At 51.2% G+C, this 17,576-nt stretch carries 17 protein-coding genes; 15 read left to right on the top strand and 2 right to left on the bottom strand.

Going from position 1 to position 17,576, the window contains the following annotated elements; genetic code table 11:
• Position 1 precedes the first annotated feature (1 nt).
• The 9 genes from AOC34_RS06600 to AOC34_RS06560 all read left to right on the top strand — a co-directional run bounded on the left by AOC34_RS06600 (position 2) and on the right by AOC34_RS06560 (position 9,023).
• Complete coding sequence (locus AOC34_RS06600) at positions 2 to 1,117, top strand: M50 family metallopeptidase (RefSeq protein WP_108469322.1); 1,116 nt, start codon at positions 2 to 4, stop codon at positions 1,115 to 1,117.
• A gap of 77 nt (positions 1,118 to 1,194) precedes the next feature.
• Complete coding sequence (gene bamA / locus AOC34_RS06595) at positions 1,195 to 3,453, top strand: outer membrane protein assembly factor BamA (RefSeq protein WP_108470096.1); 2,259 nt, start codon at positions 1,195 to 1,197, stop codon at positions 3,451 to 3,453.
• Between the two features lie 16 nt (positions 3,454 to 3,469).
• Positions 3,470 to 3,997 carry an OmpH family outer membrane protein gene (locus AOC34_RS06590; RefSeq protein WP_108469321.1) on the top strand — a complete coding sequence of 176 codons (528 nt, stop codon included), beginning with the start codon at positions 3,470 to 3,472 and terminating at the stop codon, positions 3,995 to 3,997.
• Between the two features lie 3 nt (positions 3,998 to 4,000).
• Complete coding sequence (lpxD, locus tag AOC34_RS06585) at positions 4,001 to 5,068, top strand: UDP-3-O-(3-hydroxymyristoyl)glucosamine N-acyltransferase (protein ID WP_108469320.1); 1,068 nt, start codon at positions 4,001 to 4,003, stop codon at positions 5,066 to 5,068.
• Positions 5,069 to 5,128: 60 nt separating this feature from the next.
• A complete protein-coding gene (gene fabZ, locus AOC34_RS06580; protein WP_108469319.1) occupies positions 5,129 to 5,578 on the top strand; it encodes a 3-hydroxyacyl-ACP dehydratase FabZ in 450 nt (149 codons plus the stop codon).
• Positions 5,578 to 6,375: an acyl-ACP--UDP-N-acetylglucosamine O-acyltransferase gene (gene lpxA / locus AOC34_RS06575; RefSeq protein ID WP_108469318.1), complete on the top strand. Its 798-nt coding sequence runs from the start codon at positions 5,578 to 5,580 to the stop codon at positions 6,373 to 6,375. Before fabZ ends, lpxA begins: the two co-directional genes overlap by 1 nt.
• Positions 6,376 to 6,382: 7 nt before the next feature.
• Entirely contained in the window at positions 6,383 to 7,588 is a 1,206-nt protein-coding gene (gene lpxB / locus AOC34_RS06570; protein ID WP_108469317.1) for a lipid-A-disaccharide synthase, read from the top strand.
• Positions 7,585 to 8,181 carry a ribonuclease HII gene (rnhB, locus tag AOC34_RS06565; RefSeq protein WP_108469316.1) on the top strand — a complete coding sequence of 199 codons (597 nt, stop codon included), beginning with the start codon at positions 7,585 to 7,587 and terminating at the stop codon, positions 8,179 to 8,181. The genes lpxB and rnhB overlap by 4 nt, the downstream gene beginning before the upstream one ends.
• On the top strand, positions 8,178 to 9,023 hold the full coding sequence (locus tag AOC34_RS06560) for a TrmH family RNA methyltransferase (protein WP_108469315.1): 846 nt from the start codon (positions 8,178 to 8,180) through the stop codon (positions 9,021 to 9,023). Before rnhB ends, AOC34_RS06560 begins: the two co-directional genes overlap by 4 nt.
• A gap of 28 nt (positions 9,024 to 9,051) precedes the next feature.
• On the opposite strand, the gene ppsR is transcribed toward AOC34_RS06560, so the two are convergent.
• On the bottom strand, positions 9,052 to 9,879 hold the full coding sequence (gene ppsR / locus AOC34_RS06555) for a posphoenolpyruvate synthetase regulatory kinase/phosphorylase PpsR (protein WP_108469314.1): 828 nt from the start codon (positions 9,877 to 9,879) through the stop codon (positions 9,052 to 9,054).
• Between the two features lie 106 nt (positions 9,880 to 9,985).
• On the opposite strand from ppsR, the gene ppsA reads away from it, so the two are divergent.
• Complete coding sequence (gene ppsA / locus AOC34_RS06550) at positions 9,986 to 12,376, top strand: phosphoenolpyruvate synthase (RefSeq protein WP_108469313.1); 2,391 nt, start codon at positions 9,986 to 9,988, stop codon at positions 12,374 to 12,376.
• A 39-nt stretch (positions 12,377 to 12,415) separates the two neighbouring features.
• Here ppsA and smpB read toward each other — a convergent pair whose 3' ends face one another.
• Positions 12,416 to 12,865 (bottom strand): SsrA-binding protein SmpB, encoded by a 450-nt coding sequence (gene smpB / locus AOC34_RS06545; RefSeq protein WP_108469312.1) that lies wholly within the window; start codon positions 12,863 to 12,865, stop codon positions 12,416 to 12,418.
• A gap of 27 nt (positions 12,866 to 12,892) precedes the next feature.
• On the opposite strand from smpB, the gene AOC34_RS06540 reads away from it, so the two are divergent.
• The 5 genes from AOC34_RS06540 (at position 12,893) to AOC34_RS06520 (ending at position 17,542) form a co-directional block, all read left to right on the top strand.
• Positions 12,893 to 13,321 (top strand): type II toxin-antitoxin system RatA family toxin, encoded by a 429-nt coding sequence (locus AOC34_RS06540; protein ID WP_108469311.1) that lies wholly within the window; start codon positions 12,893 to 12,895, stop codon positions 13,319 to 13,321.
• Positions 13,321 to 13,656, top strand: a complete 336-nt coding sequence (locus AOC34_RS06535) for an RnfH family protein (RefSeq protein ID WP_108469310.1) — start codon at positions 13,321 to 13,323, stop codon at positions 13,654 to 13,656. The genes AOC34_RS06540 and AOC34_RS06535 overlap by 1 nt, the downstream gene beginning before the upstream one ends.
• 26 nt (positions 13,657 to 13,682) lie before the next feature.
• Positions 13,683 to 15,149 (top strand): IMP dehydrogenase, encoded by a 1,467-nt coding sequence (gene guaB / locus AOC34_RS06530; RefSeq protein WP_108469309.1) that lies wholly within the window; start codon positions 13,683 to 13,685, stop codon positions 15,147 to 15,149.
• Between the two features lie 14 nt (positions 15,150 to 15,163).
• On the top strand, positions 15,164 to 16,771 hold the full coding sequence (guaA, locus tag AOC34_RS06525; protein WP_108469308.1) for a glutamine-hydrolyzing GMP synthase: 1,608 nt from the start codon (positions 15,164 to 15,166) through the stop codon (positions 16,769 to 16,771).
• A 69-nt stretch (positions 16,772 to 16,840) separates the two neighbouring features.
• Positions 16,841 to 17,542, top strand: coding sequence for a hypothetical protein (locus tag AOC34_RS06520; RefSeq protein WP_108469307.1), 702 nt, complete (start codon positions 16,841 to 16,843; stop codon positions 17,540 to 17,542).
• Positions 17,543 to 17,576 lie beyond the last annotated feature (34 nt).

The following is a 17,576-nucleotide window of genomic DNA, read 5'->3' as shown; positions in this document are numbered from 1 at the left end:
GGTGCAAGGACTCATTACTCTTTTTACCTTCGCCCTCACGATCGGGATTTTGGTGGGCTTTCATGAATATGGCCACTATGCGGCAGCGCGCATGTGCGGGGTACGCGTATTACGGTTTGCAATTGGTTTTGGTAAGCCCTTATTTCGCTTTACTAGCCGAAATAAAACCGAATGGGTGATTGGTTCAATTCCGCTGGGTGGCTATGTCAAATTACTGGATGGTCGCGATCCAGAGCAACACATCGATGCAGCAAACGAAGCGAATGCCTTTGATCGCAAACCGCTCTGGCAGCGTTCCTTTATTGTTGCCGCGGGGCCGCTAGCTAATTTCATTTTGGCGATTGCTTTTTTGATGGTTATATACCTTGCCGGCGCAGTCCAATTACCGGCACGTTTGCAAGCTCCACCGGAGGCATCGGTCGCCGCTAAGGTGGGATTGGTTGCAGGAGACCTGGTAACGGGCTGGCGCGATATCAATGCCACTTCGGCCGATTTTGAGCCAGTCATCAGCTGGAACCAATTGCGCTGGCAACTGCTAGATGCCATTACGGGTGAGAAGGGCTTTGTTTTGGAGCTGACGAGCCCTAGCGGAGGTCGCATTGCAGTGCCGTTTCCTGCCGATGCTTTGCCGCAGGTTCAGCCCAAGCAAGACCCACTTCAAGCATTGGGTATTAGACCGGCAAGCGCCAAGCCAGAAGAGATGGTGATGCTGCGCTTAGGCCCGATAGATGCGCTGATGTATGCAAGCGAGCGGGTTTGGCTGATTACGGTGGTTTCAGGCAAATTAATGCTGGGTCTGGTTACGGGGGAAACCTCCTTAAACCAGCTGGGCGGGCCCTTAAGTATTGCCGATATGGCAGGCAAGTCGGCGCAAGTGGGGTGGCATGCCTTTTTTGGCTTTTTGGCCCTCATGAGCATCAGCATTGGCCTTCTGAATTTGATCCCCATCCCCATGCTCGATGGGGGTCAGCTCCTGTATGATGCATGGGAGTTGGTATCCGGAAAACGCTTACCGATTTCAGTGCAAGAATGGCTTCATAAATTAAGCTTTATCTTGTTGATTTCGTTAACACTTTTTGCTTTATTTAATGACTTACAACGGTATTTCTTATCTTGAATTTGTCCCTGCTAGCCCCTCGATTTAGTCTCCGACTGCTGATCCAAGCAAGCTTTGTTTTGCTGACCAGTTTTGCCATGCCATTACAGGCTGCCGAGAGCTTTGTGGTCAAAGACATTCGGGTGGAGGGTCTGCAGCGGGTTGAGCCAGGCACCGTTTTTAGTTATTTGCCGATTCAGGTGGGCGAAACCTTTACCCAGGCAAAAGGCGCCGAATCCATTAAAGCCCTGTATAGCACTGGCTTTTTTCGCGATGTGCAAATTCAAGCACAAGGCAATGTCCTAATCGTCATTGTCGAGGAGCGTCCAACCATTTCCCGTATCGAATTTACGGGGATGAAAGAGTTTGACCAGGAGGTCGTGCGTAAATCCCTCAGGGCCGTTGGCGTCGCCGAAGCTCGGTTTTACGATAAGGCGCTGATTGATAAGGCGGAGCAGGAGCTGAAGCGCCAGTACGTTAGCAAAGGCCTCTATGCGGCCGAGGTGGTGGCCACCGTTACTCCAGTTGAGCGCAATCAAGTAGCTATTTTCTTTAATATTGATGAAGGCCCTGTCGCCAAGATTCAAGAGATCAATTTCATCGGCAATAAAGTGTTTAGTGAGAGCACGCTTCTGGGTGAGATGCAGCTCAAAACTGGTGGCTGGCTTTCTTGGTATAGCAAAGACAATCTGTACTCCAAGCAAAAACTCACAGCCGATCTGGAGACCATTCGTTCTTACTACTTGAACCGAGGCTACCTTGAATTTGTAATTGACTCCACGCAGGTCTCGATTACGCCAGACAAGAAAGGCATTTTCCTCACGATCAGCATTAGTGAAGGCAAGAAATTCACGGTCAAGAACATGCGTTTGGCTGGCGAGTTACTTGGAAAAGAAGCAGAGCTGAAGCAAGTCTTAGCCTTAAAAGCGGGCGATACTTTTTCTTCCGCAAAGCTTGCTGAGACAACCAAAGCGATTGCCGAAATCTTGGGATCCTATGGGTACGCCTTTGCATCGATTAATCCGCAGCCCGACATTCGCCGCGATTTGGCTGAGGTGGATATTACATTGGTGGTTGACCCAGGTAGGCGAGTGTATGTCCGCCAAGTCAATATCACTGGTAACGCAAAAACCCGTGATGTGGTGGTGCGGCGCGAGATGCGCCAGTTTGAAAGCTCTTGGTTCGATAGCGACAAGATTAGGCTTTCTAAGGAGCGTATCGGTCGCTTAGGTTATTTCACGGAGACCGATATTTCCACTGCTGACGTCCCAGGCTCACCCGACCAAGTGGATGTCAATGTTGCCGTGAAAGAAAAGCCCACTGGCGCCATTAATATCGGTGCCGGCTTCTCATCCACTGAAAAATTAATTTTGTCTGCGGGTATTAATCAAGAGAATGCCTTCGGAACCGGAACTGCGATTGGCCTTAATTTCTCTTTAGGCAAGATCAATCAAAACTTAACCTTGTCGCAATTTGATCCGTACTTTACGGACGACGGTATTAGCCGCTATACGGACTTGTATTACCGCTCATCCAAGCCGCTTTACTATGTTGGCGATCCCGATTACCAAATTAAGACGGTTGGTTCCAATATCAAATTTGGCGTCCCATACACCGAAGTTGATCGTGTCTTCTTTGGGACTGGCATTGAGATTTTCTCGATTTATGCGACAACCAATACGCCAATTCCATACCAGCAGTACGTACAGGATTTCGGCACCTCGGTCCCAGGCCGCCTACAAACCTACAACGTTCCTATTACCGCAGCGTGGGCACGCGATGGTCGCGATAGTGCGCTGATACCCTCAAAAGGGTCTTTGCAGCAGCTGTCTGCCGAAGTAGGTACTCCGGTGGGTGATTTGACCTTCTATCGCCTATTTGGCCAATATCAAAAGTATCACTCCTTCTCCAAGGGCAATATTTTGTCCTTTAACGGCGAGGTTGGTTATGGAGAGGCCTACGGCAGTAAACCCTTTCCAATCATGAAAAACTACTTTGTGGGTGGCATTGGGTCGGTACGGGGCTATGCCCCAGGCTCATTAGGGCCTAATTATTTCAACACCATCACAGGCACGTTCCAGCCTACCGGCGGGCAGTCCAAAATCGTCACCAATGTGGAGTACACCTTCCCGGTGCCAGGCTCTGGTGTCGATAAAACCCTGCGTTTATTTACCTTTGTGGACGGTGGTAATGCCTTCGGCGAGAACATTAATCTAGTTCTGCGATATTCTTATGGCTTGGGTTTATCATGGATATCACCGCTGGGCCCCTTGAAGTTTAGTTATGGTTTGCCGGTGAATGCCCAGCCAACCGATAATATCCAGCGTTTGCAGTTCCAGGTAGGTACTGCGTTTTAATTGTAAGGAACGATTTATGAAGCATCAAAACTCCATTCAGTGGGCCAAGCGCAGTTTGGTTGCCCTTATTTCTGCTGGCATGCTTGCACCAGCCATGGCCCAGGATGTTGGAAATCGCGTTGCGGTAGTGAATTCAGAAAAAGTCTTCAACGAGTCTAACTTGGCTAAGGCTATGCAAACGCGCTTGCAGAATGAATTTACCAAACGCCAAAATGAGTTGCGTGACAGTGCGCAAAAAATTAAATCAGCTGCTGAAAAGTTAGACCGTGATGCAGCGGTGATGTCTGAAGCAGAGCGTATTCGCCGTCAGCGCGAGCTTGCTGATCAAGACCGTGAATTGCAGCGCAAGCAACGCGAATTTACTGAAGATTTGAATCAACGTACGTTTGAAGAGCGTGCCAAGATTGCAGAGAGGGCTAACCTTGTCCTTAAGCAAATTGCTGAGCAACGCAAAATTGATGTCATCGTACAAGAGGCGGCGTATGTTAGCCCTCGTGCCGATATTACCGACGATGTTATCAAGGCCCTCAATAACCTGAAGTAAGTTATGCCCACTGCCATCGAGCTGGCCAATCAATTTCAAGCCAGCTTGGTGGGTGATGGCTCCATATTGCTGGACTCCTTAGCTCCACTAGAGCGAGCCACAGCGCAGCAAATCTCCTTTTTATCCAATCCCCTATACCGTCAGCAGGCAGTTGATAGTGCTGCTGGCGCATTGATTGTTGGGCAGACTGATTTCGACTACCTGCAAACGGCTTCTGCCGCATCTAAATCGGGCCGAGTTTATTTTTTGGCCCGCAATCCCTACGCAACCTTTGCGCGCATGGCTCAGTACTTTGCGGCGCAAAAGCCAAATCAGCGTCAGCCTGGAGTTCATCCTCAGGCTGCAATTGATCCGAGTGCGACAGTACCAGCATCCTGCCATATTGGCCCATTCGTGCATATCGCTCAAGGGGCGGTGCTGGGTGAGCGCGTCACGATCATGGCCAATACAACGGTGGCTGCGGGCGTGCGCATTGGTGATGACAGCCTTATTTACCCATCGGTGTCGATTTATGCCGATTGTGAAATCGGACAACGTTGCATCATTCACAGCGGCGCTGTGATTGGAGCAGATGGCTTTGGTTTTGCGCCTGACTTCAATTCCGCTGGCGGTGAATGGGTGAAGATTCCTCAGACCGGCGCAGTGCTCATTGGGGATGATGTGGAAATTGGGGCATCCACCACCATTGACCGTGGTGCAATGAGTAATACCGTGATTGGATCCGGCTGCAAAATCGATAATCAGGTCCAAATTGGCCATAACGCAGTGATTGGCGTGTGTACTGTGATTGCAGGGTGTGCCGGCATCTCCGGGAGCACCACCATTGGCAACTATTGCGTCATTGGCGGCTATGCCAATTTTGCCGGCCATTTAACCATTGCTGATCGCACTACTGTTTCAGGTGGCACTTCCATTATCCGATCCATTACCGAGCCAGGACAGCACTTTACGGGCGTTTACCCATCCATGCCGCATGCCGCGTGGGAGAAAAACTCCGCAATAGCGCGTGGCCTAGATAAAATACGGCAACGCTTACGCCATTTAGAGAAAACGAAGTCCGGCTCGGACTAAGGCAACTTAGTCTGCCGATTGGTCTATTACTTAACTTAGCCTTTTTATTGGATTGCAACCATGAGCAACGCCGTTTCCATCGACATTAATCAGATATTGAAACTACTGCCGCACCGCTATCCCTTTTTACTGGTTGATCGCGTATTGGAAATAACCCCGCGCGTTAGCATTACCGCATTAAAAAATGTCACGATGAATGAGCCTTTCTTTCAGGGACACTTTCCTGATTTTCCGGTGATGCCGGGCGTATTGATTATTGAGGCTTTAGCTCAAACTGCGGCATTGCTCACTTTCTCAGAAGCGAAGGCAGAGAATGCGATCTATTACTTTGCAGGCATCGATGGGGCGCGTTTCAAAAAGCCGGTATTACCTGGCGATCAACTCATTATGACGGCGATCCTCGAGCGTGAAAAAGCAGGCATCTATAAATTTCAGGTCAAGGCAACGGTGAACGATGAGCTGGCAGCAGAGGCGAACATTACCTGTGCCGTTCGGACTAAGGGTGTGTAATGAGCCGAATTCACGCCACTGCGATTGTTGATAGCAAAGCCCAGTTAGCCAGTGATGTGGAAGTAGGGCCTTATTCCGTCATTGGTCCGCACGTGCAAATTGGCGCAGGCAGCAAAATTGGTTCGCATACCGTGATCGAGGGTCACACGACTTTGGGCATTGAAAATACCATTGCCCATTTTGCTGCCATTGGTGGCGCGCCTCAGGACATGAAATACCGCGGCGAACCAACCCGCCTGCAGATCGGCGATCGCAATACCATTCGGGAGTTCACCACCATTCATACGGGTACGGCTCAAGACGATGGCATTACCCAGTTAGGTAATGACAATTGGATCATGGCGTATGTGCACATTGCACACGATTGCAAGATTGGTAACAACACCATATTTTCAAGTAATGCGCAGATAGCGGGCCATGTGCATGTGCATGACTGGGCCATTATGGGCGGCATGTCGGGCGTACATCAATTTGTTCGTATTGGCCAACACGCAATGCTCGGCGGTGCTTCTGCCTTGGTGCAAGACATCCCGCCATTTGTGATTGCTGCGGGTGATAAAGCATCGCCCCACGGTATTAACGTCGAAGGTCTCAAGCGCCGTGGTTTTTCACCGGAAACGATTGCAGCCCTGCGACAAGCCTACAAAGTACTTTACAAGGATGGCCTGAGTTTTGAAGAGGCCAAAGTGGCGCTTCAAAAAATGGTTCATGAGAATAGTAGCGATGCAGCCACGGCTCAAAAATTGACTGAGTTTCATGACTTTATAGCCGCCTCGACGCGCGGTATTATTCGCTAGGATTGCATTGCCTAAGTTAGCCTGCGTTGCCGGTGAGCCTTCGGGCGATCTATTGGCTGCGCCAGTCTTGCATGCACTCCATCAGATGCCTGAGATGGCTAGTCTTTCAGCTTATGGTGTCGGCGGACCCTTAATGCAGGCGGAAGGATTTGATTCGCGCTGGCCGATGGAGACCTTAAGTGTGCGCGGCTACGTTGAGGCATTAACTCAGCTCCCCGCGATTTTGCGTCTACGCAAAGACCTACTGAATACCTTAATTGAGGTAGATCGCCCCGATGTATTTCTAGGTATTGATGCGCCGGATTTTAATTTGGGCGTAGAGCTAAAGCTACGGTCTGCGGGCATTCCAACGATCCACTTTGTGTCGCCATCGATTTGGGCTTGGCGCGGCGGCCGGATTAAAAAAATCAAGCAGGCGGTTGATCGCGTGCTGTGTATTTTTCCGTTTGAAACCGAGATCTATGCGCGTGCCGGTATTGCCGCAAGCTACGTTGGTCATCCACTGGCAAGCACCATTCCGATGGAGATTGATCCCAAGAGTGCGCGCGATCGACTATGTTTGTTTCCTGAGCTAAAAAGTGCTGGAATAGGGCGAGCCGATTTAGATGGGCTCGTGATTGCTGTTTTACCCGGTAGCCGCGGTTCTGAAATTGAATTCATTGCCCCTGTTTTTTTTGAGGCGATGGGTTTAATTGCTAGCCGTCTTCAAGGGCAGTTCCCTCAATTTGTCATTCCCGTTGCAACGCCCCGTTTGCGCCCCGCCTTGGAAAGCCTTGTCGCACAAACGCGTGTGCAATATCCGGATATTCAGATTCATCTAATCGACGGGAATGCCGATACGATCTTAGAAGCTGCGGATGTGGTGCTCATTGCCAGCGGTACGGCAACCTTGCAGGCAGCGCTTTGGAAAAAACCGATGGTGATCTCATACAAGGTGCCCTGGCTCACTGCGCAAATTATGAAGCGACAAGGTTACTTGCCTTATGTCGGCTTACCCAATATCTTGGCTGGCGAGTTCGTCGTGCCTGAGCTATTGCAAGACGATGCGACACCAGAAAAGCTGGCCAATGCTGTTTTGCACTGGCTGGGTAAACCGCTTGAGGTAGCCCGCCTAAAGGAGCACTTTTCTGCCCTGCACGAAACCTTACGCAAGCCAACGGGCTTGCTAGTAGCGCAAGCGATTGCTCAAACGATGGCCGAGTCGCGCAGATGAGCGAGGCAATTTGGATCTGCGGTGTAGATGAGGCCGGACGAGGCCCCTTGGTTGGCGCAGTGGTTGCAGGCGCAGTGGTATTAGATCCTCTCAAACCGATTTCAGGACTCAAAGACTCGAAGCGTTTAACGCCTGCGCGCCGCGAAGCTTTGTATGCAGAAATCGTCCTCAAGGCAAAGGCGTGGGGTGTGGGCGAAGCTAGCCCAGTTGAAATTGATCAGATCAATATTTTGCAGGCCACCATGCTGGCCATGCAAAGGGCAGTGGATGATTTGTGCGCGCGCCTCGGGCATCTGCCCGATAAGGCCTTAATCGATGGCAATCGTTGCCCGCGTTTACCTATCCCAGCAGAGGCGATTGTCAAAGGCGATAGCAAAGAGCCGGCGATTTCTGCGGCATCGATCGTGGCTAAGGTTACGCGTGATCGTCAAATGGAAGCGTTGCACGCGCGTTATCCAGATTATGGGTTTTTGCAGCACATGGGCTATCCCACACCGGTTCATCTGGCTGCATTACGTCAATGGGGCGCATGCCCCGAGCATCGCCGTAGTTTTTCTCCGGTGCGTGCGGTATTGGATCAGGCTACTGTATGACCGACTTTATTTCCTCCCGCGATAATCCCTTGTTTAAAGAATTAAGGGCGCTCCAGGCAACGGGCTCTAAGGGACAAAAGGCACGCCTCAGTTCAGGACGCGTTTTATTAGAGGGTATTCACATCGTGCAGGCTTGGGCGTCTGATCCCGCCCTTGCTGTGTTGATTACATCGGATGTTGGGATTGCCAATCATGAAATTGATGTCCTAGTTCGTCAGCATTGCGCTGCTTGTCCGGATACGCGCGTCATTCATCTGGATGCGGGTTTATGGGGTGAGCTCAGCGAGCTTGCCAATGCTCCTCAGATTGCGGGCCTACTTTCCTTGCCAGAGTCGGTCACACAGACCAAGCCCTCAAATCAGGATGCGCTCACTGGCGATGTATTGGTGCTAGATCGTATTCAGGATGCAGGCAATGTGGGGGCTATGCTGAGAACTGCCGCTGCCGCTGGTGTTGTTGATGTCGTTGCGATTAGTGGCTGTGCCCACCTCTGGTCAAGCAAAGTATTGCGTGCTGGCATGGGCGCACATCGCACCTTACGCCTGCATGAGGGCTGGTCGACGGAGCAGGCGATTGAGCGGATTACTGCACCTCTTTTTTTAGCCAGTGCCCATAGTGAAACTTCTTTATACGCACTGGATCAGCAATTACGTCAGCCGGTTGCTTGGGTTTTTGGCAGTGAAGGGCAGGGCATAAGCCATGGGTTTTTAATGCATGGAAAGGCTATATCGATTCCGATGCATTCCAAAGTGGAATCGCTCAATGTAGCTACTGCAGCAGCAGTGTGTTTATTTGAAACTGTGCGCGTGCGTGGCGGTAGCAAAGTAATTAAGAACAGCTGAAAAGAGCAGTTGAAAAGAACAGCCGAAACTAACCCAAGATGGTTTTATCGGAGCGGATGGTTTGCAGTACGGTAGTGGCGATTTCTTCGATGGATTTGTTGGTAGTTAAAACCCATGGTATCGATTGGCGGCGCATCATCGACGTTGCTTCGTTGATTTCATAACGGCAATTTTCTAATTTGGCGTAGTTGCTGCCGGGGCGACGTTCATTGCGAATCTCAGAGAGCCGTTCGGGATCAATCATGAGTCCAAAAATCTTGGATCGGTGGGCAATCAAATCCTTGGGCAACTGGCCGCGCTCGAAATCTTCTGGAATCAAGGGGTAGTTGGCAGCCTTGAGTCCATACTGCATCGCAAGGTAGAGGCTGGTCGGTGTTTTGCCAACCCGTGAGACTCCAACCAATATGACATCAGCATCTGCCAGGTTCTGATTAGACTGGCCATCATCATGCGCCAATGAATAGTTGATGGCTTCAATGCGGTTTTTATAGGCCGCCGTATCGGCATTGTGGTGCAAGCGATTCATGGCATGGGTCGACTTGAGACCCAGCGCTTGCTCCAACGGGGCAACGAAAGTCTGGAACATGTCCAGAACCAAGCCCTGGGCTTTGGAGACAATGCCATTGAGCTCGGTATTGACTAGAGTGGTGAAGACAATTGGCTGGACTTGATCGCGCTGAAATGCCTTATTAATTGCTTGTACCGCGTTATGTGCTTTCTCTATGCTGTCGGTAAATGGAATGCGGATTAGCTTAAAAGTAAGCTCAAATTGGGCCAAAATCGACTGGCTGAAGTTCTCGGCTGTGATTCCAGTGCCGTCGGACACAATAAACACAATGCGGGGGGTGTTGGACATGGTTTTTTTGAGGGGAAATGGAGGGGCTAGCACTACAATAGTCTTATATAAGTATGCCGCATTTATTCGGCTGCAGCACCGGTTTCCTTATCTTTAGAGAGTATTTATGTCCAACCCAAAACACCAAGACGCTTACGTTTTACCTTTTGAAGAACTCCGCATGACCGACGTCGAATCGGTTGGTGGAAAAAATGCCTCCCTCGGCGAAATGATCTCCCAGCTTGCCTCTGCTGGGGTTCGTGTGCCCACCGGTTTTGCAACAACTTCACTGGCATTTCGGGACTTTTTAGCCCATAACACCCTTACCGAGCGTATCCAGCAGCGTTTAGTCAATTTAAACATTGACGATGTCCGCGCTTTAGCTGAGGCTGGGGCAGAGATCCGCGGCTGGATTGAGACCGCCCCGCTGCAACCCCGCTTAGAGCAAGAAATCCGCACTGCATTTGCCAAGTTGGACGATTCAGGCAAAGGTTCATTTGCAGTTCGCTCTTCCGCAACCGCAGAAGATTTGCCCGATGCCTCGTTTGCCGGTCAACAAGAGACCTTCCTGAATGTGGAGGGCATTGACGATGTGCTTAAGACCATTCGTGAAGTCTTTGCTTCGCTCTACAACGATCGGGCGATTTCCTATCGGGTGCACAAAGGTTTTGCTCATGCAGAAGTTGCACTGTCTGCAGGCATTCAGCGCATGGTACGTTCCGATTTGGGCGCAGCTGGCGTCATGTTTACCCTGGACACCGAATCGGGTTTTGAGGATGTGGTTTTTATCACGTCTAGTTATGGACTGGGCGAGACAGTGGTGCAGGGCGCCGTCAATCCGGACGAGTTTTATGTATTTAAAACTACTTTGGCCCAAGGTAAAAAAGCCATCATTCGCCGCTCATTGGGTTCCAAGTTAATCCAGATGCAATTTGCGCCCGCAGGTTCTGCAGAGCGCGTGGTCACGGTGGATGTTGCTCCAGAAATGCGCAATCGCTTTTCCTTGGAAGATGCAGACATTACCGAGTTAGCCAAGTTTGCCGTGATTATCGAAAAACACTATGGTCGTCCAATGGACATCGAGTGGGGCAAAGACGGCAAGGATGGTCGCATCTATATTCTGCAGGCCCGCCCTGAAACCGTAAAGAGTCAAGCGGCAGGGCAGGTGGAGATGCGTTACAAGCTCAAAGGCAACTCCACTGTGTTGGTGAAGGGCCGCGCCATTGGTCAAAAGATTGGCGCCGGTCCTGTGCGCATCATTCGTGACCCCAGTGAGATGGATCGGGTGCAGCCAGGAGATGTATTGGTAGCAGATATGACTGATCCCAATTGGGAGCCGGTGATGAAGCGGGCCTCAGCCATCGTGACCAATCGCGGTGGTCGTACTTGCCACGCCGCCATTATTGCGCGCGAGCTTGGTGTTCCTGCGGTAGTTGGTTGCGGTGATGCAACCGACAAATTGCAAGACGGCATGATGGTTACCGTGTCGTGTTCCGAGGGCGATGAAGGCAATATTTACGATGGCCTGATTGAGACTGAAGTCACTGAAGTATCGCGTGGTGACTTGCCCGAGATCCCCGTCAAGATCACAATGAACATTGGCAATCCCCAGTTGGCATTTGATTTCTGCCAACTTCCGAACAAAGGCGTGGGATTGGCGCGCCTGGAGTTCATCATTAACAACTACATTGGACTCCATCCCCGTGCAGTATTGGAATATCCGAATATTGATCCGGACTTAAAGCGCGCGGTTGAGAGCGTGGCTCGGGGTTATGCAAGTCCTCGCGCATTTTATGAAGATAAATTGGTTGAAGGCGTTGCAACCATTGGCGCAGCGTTTTATCCCAAGCCGGTGATTGTGCGTTTGTCTGACTTTAAGTCAAACGAGTACAAAAAACTGATTGGTGGTTCGCGCTACGAGCCGGATGAGGAGAATCCCATGCTGGGCTTCCGCGGTGCGTCGCGCTATGTCTCGGCTGATTTTGGTGAAGCCTTTGCGCTGGAGTGTTCCGCCATGAAGCGGGTGCGTGAAGACATGGGTTTAACCAACGTCGAAATCATGGTTCCCTTTGTGCGTACCATTAAGCAAGCAGAGCGCGTGATCGACATGATGGCCAAGTTTGGACTCAAGCGGGGCGAGAATGGCTTGCGCCTGATCATGATGTGCGAGATTCCGTCGAATGCCATTCTGGCCGATCAATTCTTGGAGTACTTTGATGGCTTCTCGATTGGCTCAAACGACATGACCCAACTCACCTTGGGTCTGGATCGGGATTCCGGAATGGAGCTGCTTGCAATTGACTTTGATGAGCGTGATCCGGCCGTGCAGTTCATGATTGAGCGCTCGATTGATGCCTGCTTAAAGCAAAACAAGTACGTCGGCATTTGTGGTCAAGGCCCATCGGATCACCCCGACTTTGCGCGTTGGCTCGTGAAGAAGGGCATTACCTCGATTTCCCTCAATCCCGACAGCGTTGTCGGAACTTGGGAAATGCTCGCTAAGTCGGATTTAAGTTAACCCAATCCAGGGGCGGTACCGTATGCACTAATTTAGTGCTTACTGGAGATCGCCCCGAGCGATTCGGGCTTTTTGAATTTCCCACTCCCGCTCTTTGGTGGTGGCACGTTTGTCGTGCTGCTTCTTGCCGCGTGCCAAGCCAATTTCACATTTGACATTGCCTTTGGAGAAATGCAGGTTTAACGGGACTAAAGTGAAGCCCTTTTGTTCCACTTTGCCAATCAATTTACGGATCTCTACAGCATTGAGCAGCAGTTTGCGGGTGCGGGTGGGGTCTGTCACCACATGGGTCGACGCCGAAATCAAGGGGGTAATGTGGGCGCCGATGAGGTATAGCTCTGCACTGCGGATGACGACATACGCTTCTTTAATTTGGGCGCGGCCGGCGCGAATGGCTTTCACTTCCCAGCCCTGCAGTACGATGCCCGCCTCAAACCGTTCCTCGATAAAATAATCGAAGAAGGCTTTTTTGTTATCGACGATACTCATTGATTAATTTGCTCCACTAACCTGATTATGGCAGACGTCCACAAGACCGTTTTAATTGGCCAATCGGCTGACCGCATGTATGCGCTCGTCACCGACGTTGCCCGCTACCCCGAGTTTTTGCCTTGGTGTGGTGGGGTGGAGATTTATGAGCAAACCGAAACCACCTTAGACGCCAAGATTAAGATCAAGTTCAAGGGCATTGAGCAGTTCTTTCATACGCGCAATACCAACACCCGGCCTACTCAAATTGATATGACCTTTGTTGATGGCCCCTTTAAGCATTTTTCTGGGCAATGGCTCTTTATTCCCTTGCGGGACGATGCCTGCAAAATCGACTTTAAGCTGCAATGGGAGTTCAAAAGCACGATTTTAGATAAGGTCATTGGCCCCGTATTTAGCTACATTGCCGGCACTTTTGTCGACTGCTTTGTAAAGCGGGCTGAGGAAACCTCCTAATGGATTTACTGATCTGCGATGCCCGCGGGGATCAGCCCCAGCTCAGACCCTTTACCTTAAGGGTGCCGGCAGGCCTAGTTGCAACCGTTGGCGAGGCGCTGGTTCAGGCCGGATTGGCGAGTGGGCCTGACGACGCTAGATTTAGCCGTAAAGGGGCCTACGGCGTCTTTGGCAAGCGCAAGGAGTGGGACAGCCCAATTTACGATGGCGACCGCCTAGAGCTCTATGCCCCCCTACAAATTGACCCCAAGACGGTTAGGCGCAAGCGAGCCAACCAAAATCGGGACGCCCACTTAAAGGCGGTTGCGGCTAAACGCAAGGCCAGGAGGCTATAATCGGTTTTTGCGACTAGGGGTTTTGTATGCGACTCATCCAAAAAGCACTCACTTTTGATGACGTGCTTCTCGTACCGGCGTATTCGTCTGTTCTTCCGCGTGATGCCAGCTTGGTATCCAAATTGTCTCGAGACATCTCCATTAACACCCCCTTGGTTTCGGCTGCAATGGATACCGTTACCGAAGGGCGTTTAGCAATTGCCATGGCCAGCGAAGGCGGTATCGGAATCATCCACAAAAACTTAAAGCCAGCCGAGCAAGCCCGTGAGGTAGCCAAAGTAAAACGCTACGAATCCGGCGTGTTGCGCGATCCGATTACGATCGGTCCCGAAGTGACGGTCAGGCAGGTAATGAATTTATCCAGAGAGCATGGCTTCTCTGGTTTTCCAGTACTGCAAGGTAAAACAGTGATTGGCATTATTACCAATCGCGATTTACGCTTCGAAGAAGATTTGGATGCCCTGGTAAAAGTCAAGATGACACCGCGCGAGCGTTTGGTCACTGTGAAAGAGGGCTGCACCCTCGAAGAGGCAAAGCGCTTAATGAGTAAGCACCGCCTTGAACGCGTCTTGGTTGTGAATGACGCCTTTGAATTACGCGGCCTCATTACAGTAAAAGACATTCTGAAAGCAACCGAGCACCCCAATGCATGCAAAGACGGCGAAGGTAAATTGCGCGTCGGTGCTGCGGTGGGCGTTGGTGCTGATAACGATGAGCGCATCGAGTTGCTGGTCAAGGCTGGGGTCGATGTGATCGTGGTCGATACTGCCCACGGACACAGTCAAGGCGTACTCGATCGCGTGCGCTGGACGAAGAAAAACTATCCCCAAGTACAAGTCATTGGTGGCAACATTGCTACGGGTGATGCTGCACTGGCCTTAGTAGAGCATGGTGCTGATGGCGTTAAGGTAGGCATTGGCCCTGGCTCGATTTGCACAACCCGCATTGTTGCCGGTGTTGGCGTTCCTCAAATTACTGCGATTGTGAATGTGGCCACTGCGTTAAAAGGTACCGGCGTTCCCTTGATTGCCGATGGCGGCGTTCGCTACTCTGGGGATGTGGCAAAAGCTTTGGCTGCAGGTGCCCATTCCGTGATGATGGGTGGTATGTTCGCGGGTACCGAAGAGGCGCCTGGCGATGTATTTTTATACCAAGGCCGCTCGTACAAGAGTTACCGCGGCATGGGTTCACTCGGCGCGATGACCGACGGCGCTGCAGACCGCTACTTTCAGGAAGACATTAGTGCGGCCAATGCGGAGAAGTTGGTGCCGGAAGGCATTGAGGGGCAGGTTCCTTATAAAGGTAGCGTGCTGACCATCTTGCATCAGTTGACGGGCGGCATTCGCTCATCGATGGGTTACTGCGGTTGCAAATCGATTGCTGAATTGCACGAGAAGGCGAATTTTGTGGAAATCACCTCAGCAGGCGTGCGTGAATCGCACGTCCATGACGTGAAGATCACCAAGGAAGCCCCCAACTACCACATCGATTGAGTGTGGATTGCCTGATGCACGATAAGATTCTGATTCTGGATTTTGGCTCGCAAGTCACGCAGCTGATTGCGCGGCGCGTTCGCGAAGCAAAGGTGTATTCCGAGATCCATCCCTACGATTGCGACCCCGACTTTATTCGCCGCTTCATTCAAGAAGAGGGTGGCAAGGGCATTATTCTTTCTGGCGGCCCCAATTCAGTAACGCAGGGTGAGAGCCCACGAGCGCCGCAAATCGTATTTGAATTGGGCGTTCCTGTTCTCGGTATTTGCTACGGCATGCAGACCATGGCAACTCAATTGGGTGGCGCCGTTGCTTCTGCTGAAGCGCTTGGCAAGGCCCGTGAGTTTGGCTACGCTGAAGTGCGTGCCCATGGCCATACCGAGTTACTCAAAGGTATTCAGGATTTTGCGACGACCCAAGGCCACGGCATCCTCAAAGTATGGATGAGCCATGGCGATTCAGTAACGACCTTGCCGGATGGTTTCAAGCTCATGGCATCGACAGACTCTTGTCCGATTGCAGGCATGGCGGATGAAGCTCGGCGTTTCTATGCATTTCAGTTTCATCCGGAGGTAACCCATACCCTGCAAGGGCCGGCCATCTTAGATCGCTTTGTGCGCACGATTTGCGCTTGCCGTGGCGACTGGGTCATGGGCGATTACATTAGTGAAGCCGTGGCCCGCATTCAGGAGCAGGTCGGCAGCGATGAAGTGATCTTAGGCTTATCGGGCGGCGTTGACTCCAGCGTAGCGGCAGCATTAATTCACCGCGCCATTGGTAAGCAACTGACTTGCGTCTTTGTTGACCATGGTCTCTTGCGTCTCAATGAGGGCGCTATGGTCATGGAGATGTTTGCCCGCAATCTCGGAGTCAAAGTCATTCGGGTCGATGCTGAGCACGACTTTATGTCGAAGCTGGCTGGTGTGAGTGACCCCGAAGCCAAGCGCAAAATTATTGGCAAAGAGTTTGTCGAGGTCTTTCAGACTGAGTCGGCCAAAATTAAGAATGCCAAATGGCTTGCCCAAGGAACCATTTACCCCGATGTAATTGAGTCCGCTGGCAAAGGCAAAAAGGGCGCGCATACGATTAAGAGTCATCATAATGTTGGCGGATTGCCGGACGATATGCATTTGCAATTGCTTGAGCCCTTGCGTGAACTGTTTAAAGATGAAGTGCGTGAGCTAGGCGTTGCTTTAGGACTGCCCCGCGAAATGGTCTATCGCCATCCGTTCCCAGGTCCTGGTCTGGGCGTTCGGATTCTGGGTGAAGTGAAGCAAGAGTTTGCCAATTTACTGCGCCGCGCCGATGCCATTTTTATTGAAGAGCTTCGCAATACGATCGATGAAGCGAGCGGCCAGTCATGGTATGACCTTACTAGCCAAGCATTCGCTGTTTTCTTGCCTGTGAAGTCGGTTGGAGTTATGGGCGATGGGCGCACCTACGAATACGTCGTTGCCTTGCGCGCCGTGCAAACCCAAGACTTTATGACGGCCCACTGGGCACACCTGCCTCATGAGTTACTCGGCAAAGTATCGAATCGCATCATCAATGAAGTCCGCGGCATCAACCGAGTGGTCTTTGATATCAGCGGCAAACCCCCCTCGACGATCGAGTGGGAGTGAGCTAATTCGATTTGAGTCTTACCTGTTGTACTGCATTATCCGAATACACTAATTGAAAAGGTTAAAACGATGCAAGCAACCCGCAGACTATTCATCGCCGTCTCTGCGATAGCGCCAATTGGATGTGGCATTCCTATTTCCCGTGACCAGGGGGTTCCGGTGGCGGCACCCATGCCGATGCCCCTTGTGCGTTTGCCGCAAATTGGGCAAGAATGGCGCTACCTTGAGCGGGACTTCTTCAGCGGCCAAACGCGTGGGGTCGTAGTAGAAAAAATTAGCAGCGTGGGAAAAACCATTACGGTAAGTCGCTCGGATGAGTATGGCTCACCATTGCCCAGTGAAATTCAAGGGCCCCACGGTATGGTAATTACCGATCCCCATTGGGGCAAGGTCCTTAATTTCAATCCGGCGATTCCATTGTGGCCCGAAAAAATGAGCAGCAGCTGGAACAAAGAAGTTTTTTCTAAGTACGCCGTAAGCGGATACCCGCAAAATAAAAATGATTGGCAGCTCTACATGAGTGCTCACGGCTGGGAAAAAATTACCGTACCAGCGGGTGACTTTATTGCACTACGCTTTCAGAATCTGATCAATTATGAAAGCACCGACGATAACAAGGTGAACTGCATTCGCCGAGAGACGGTTTGGTTTGCGCCGCAAATTGGGCGCTGGGTTGCGCGCGAATCATCGGGCTCATTCCAAATTCAGGGTCAAATCGGCGCTGTCTTGCTAGAAAATAGTACGAAGTGGGAATTGCTCTCGTGGGCCTGATTTAAGTCGATGAACTTTATTTCATTACATTCCT

This window comes from Polynucleobacter difficilis (genome assembly GCF_003065365.1).
Lineage (GTDB): Bacteria > Pseudomonadota > Gammaproteobacteria > Burkholderiales > Burkholderiaceae > Polynucleobacter > Polynucleobacter difficilis.
The sequence above is the reverse complement of the archived record's forward strand: the minus strand, read 5'-3'. Positions and strand labels throughout refer to the sequence as shown.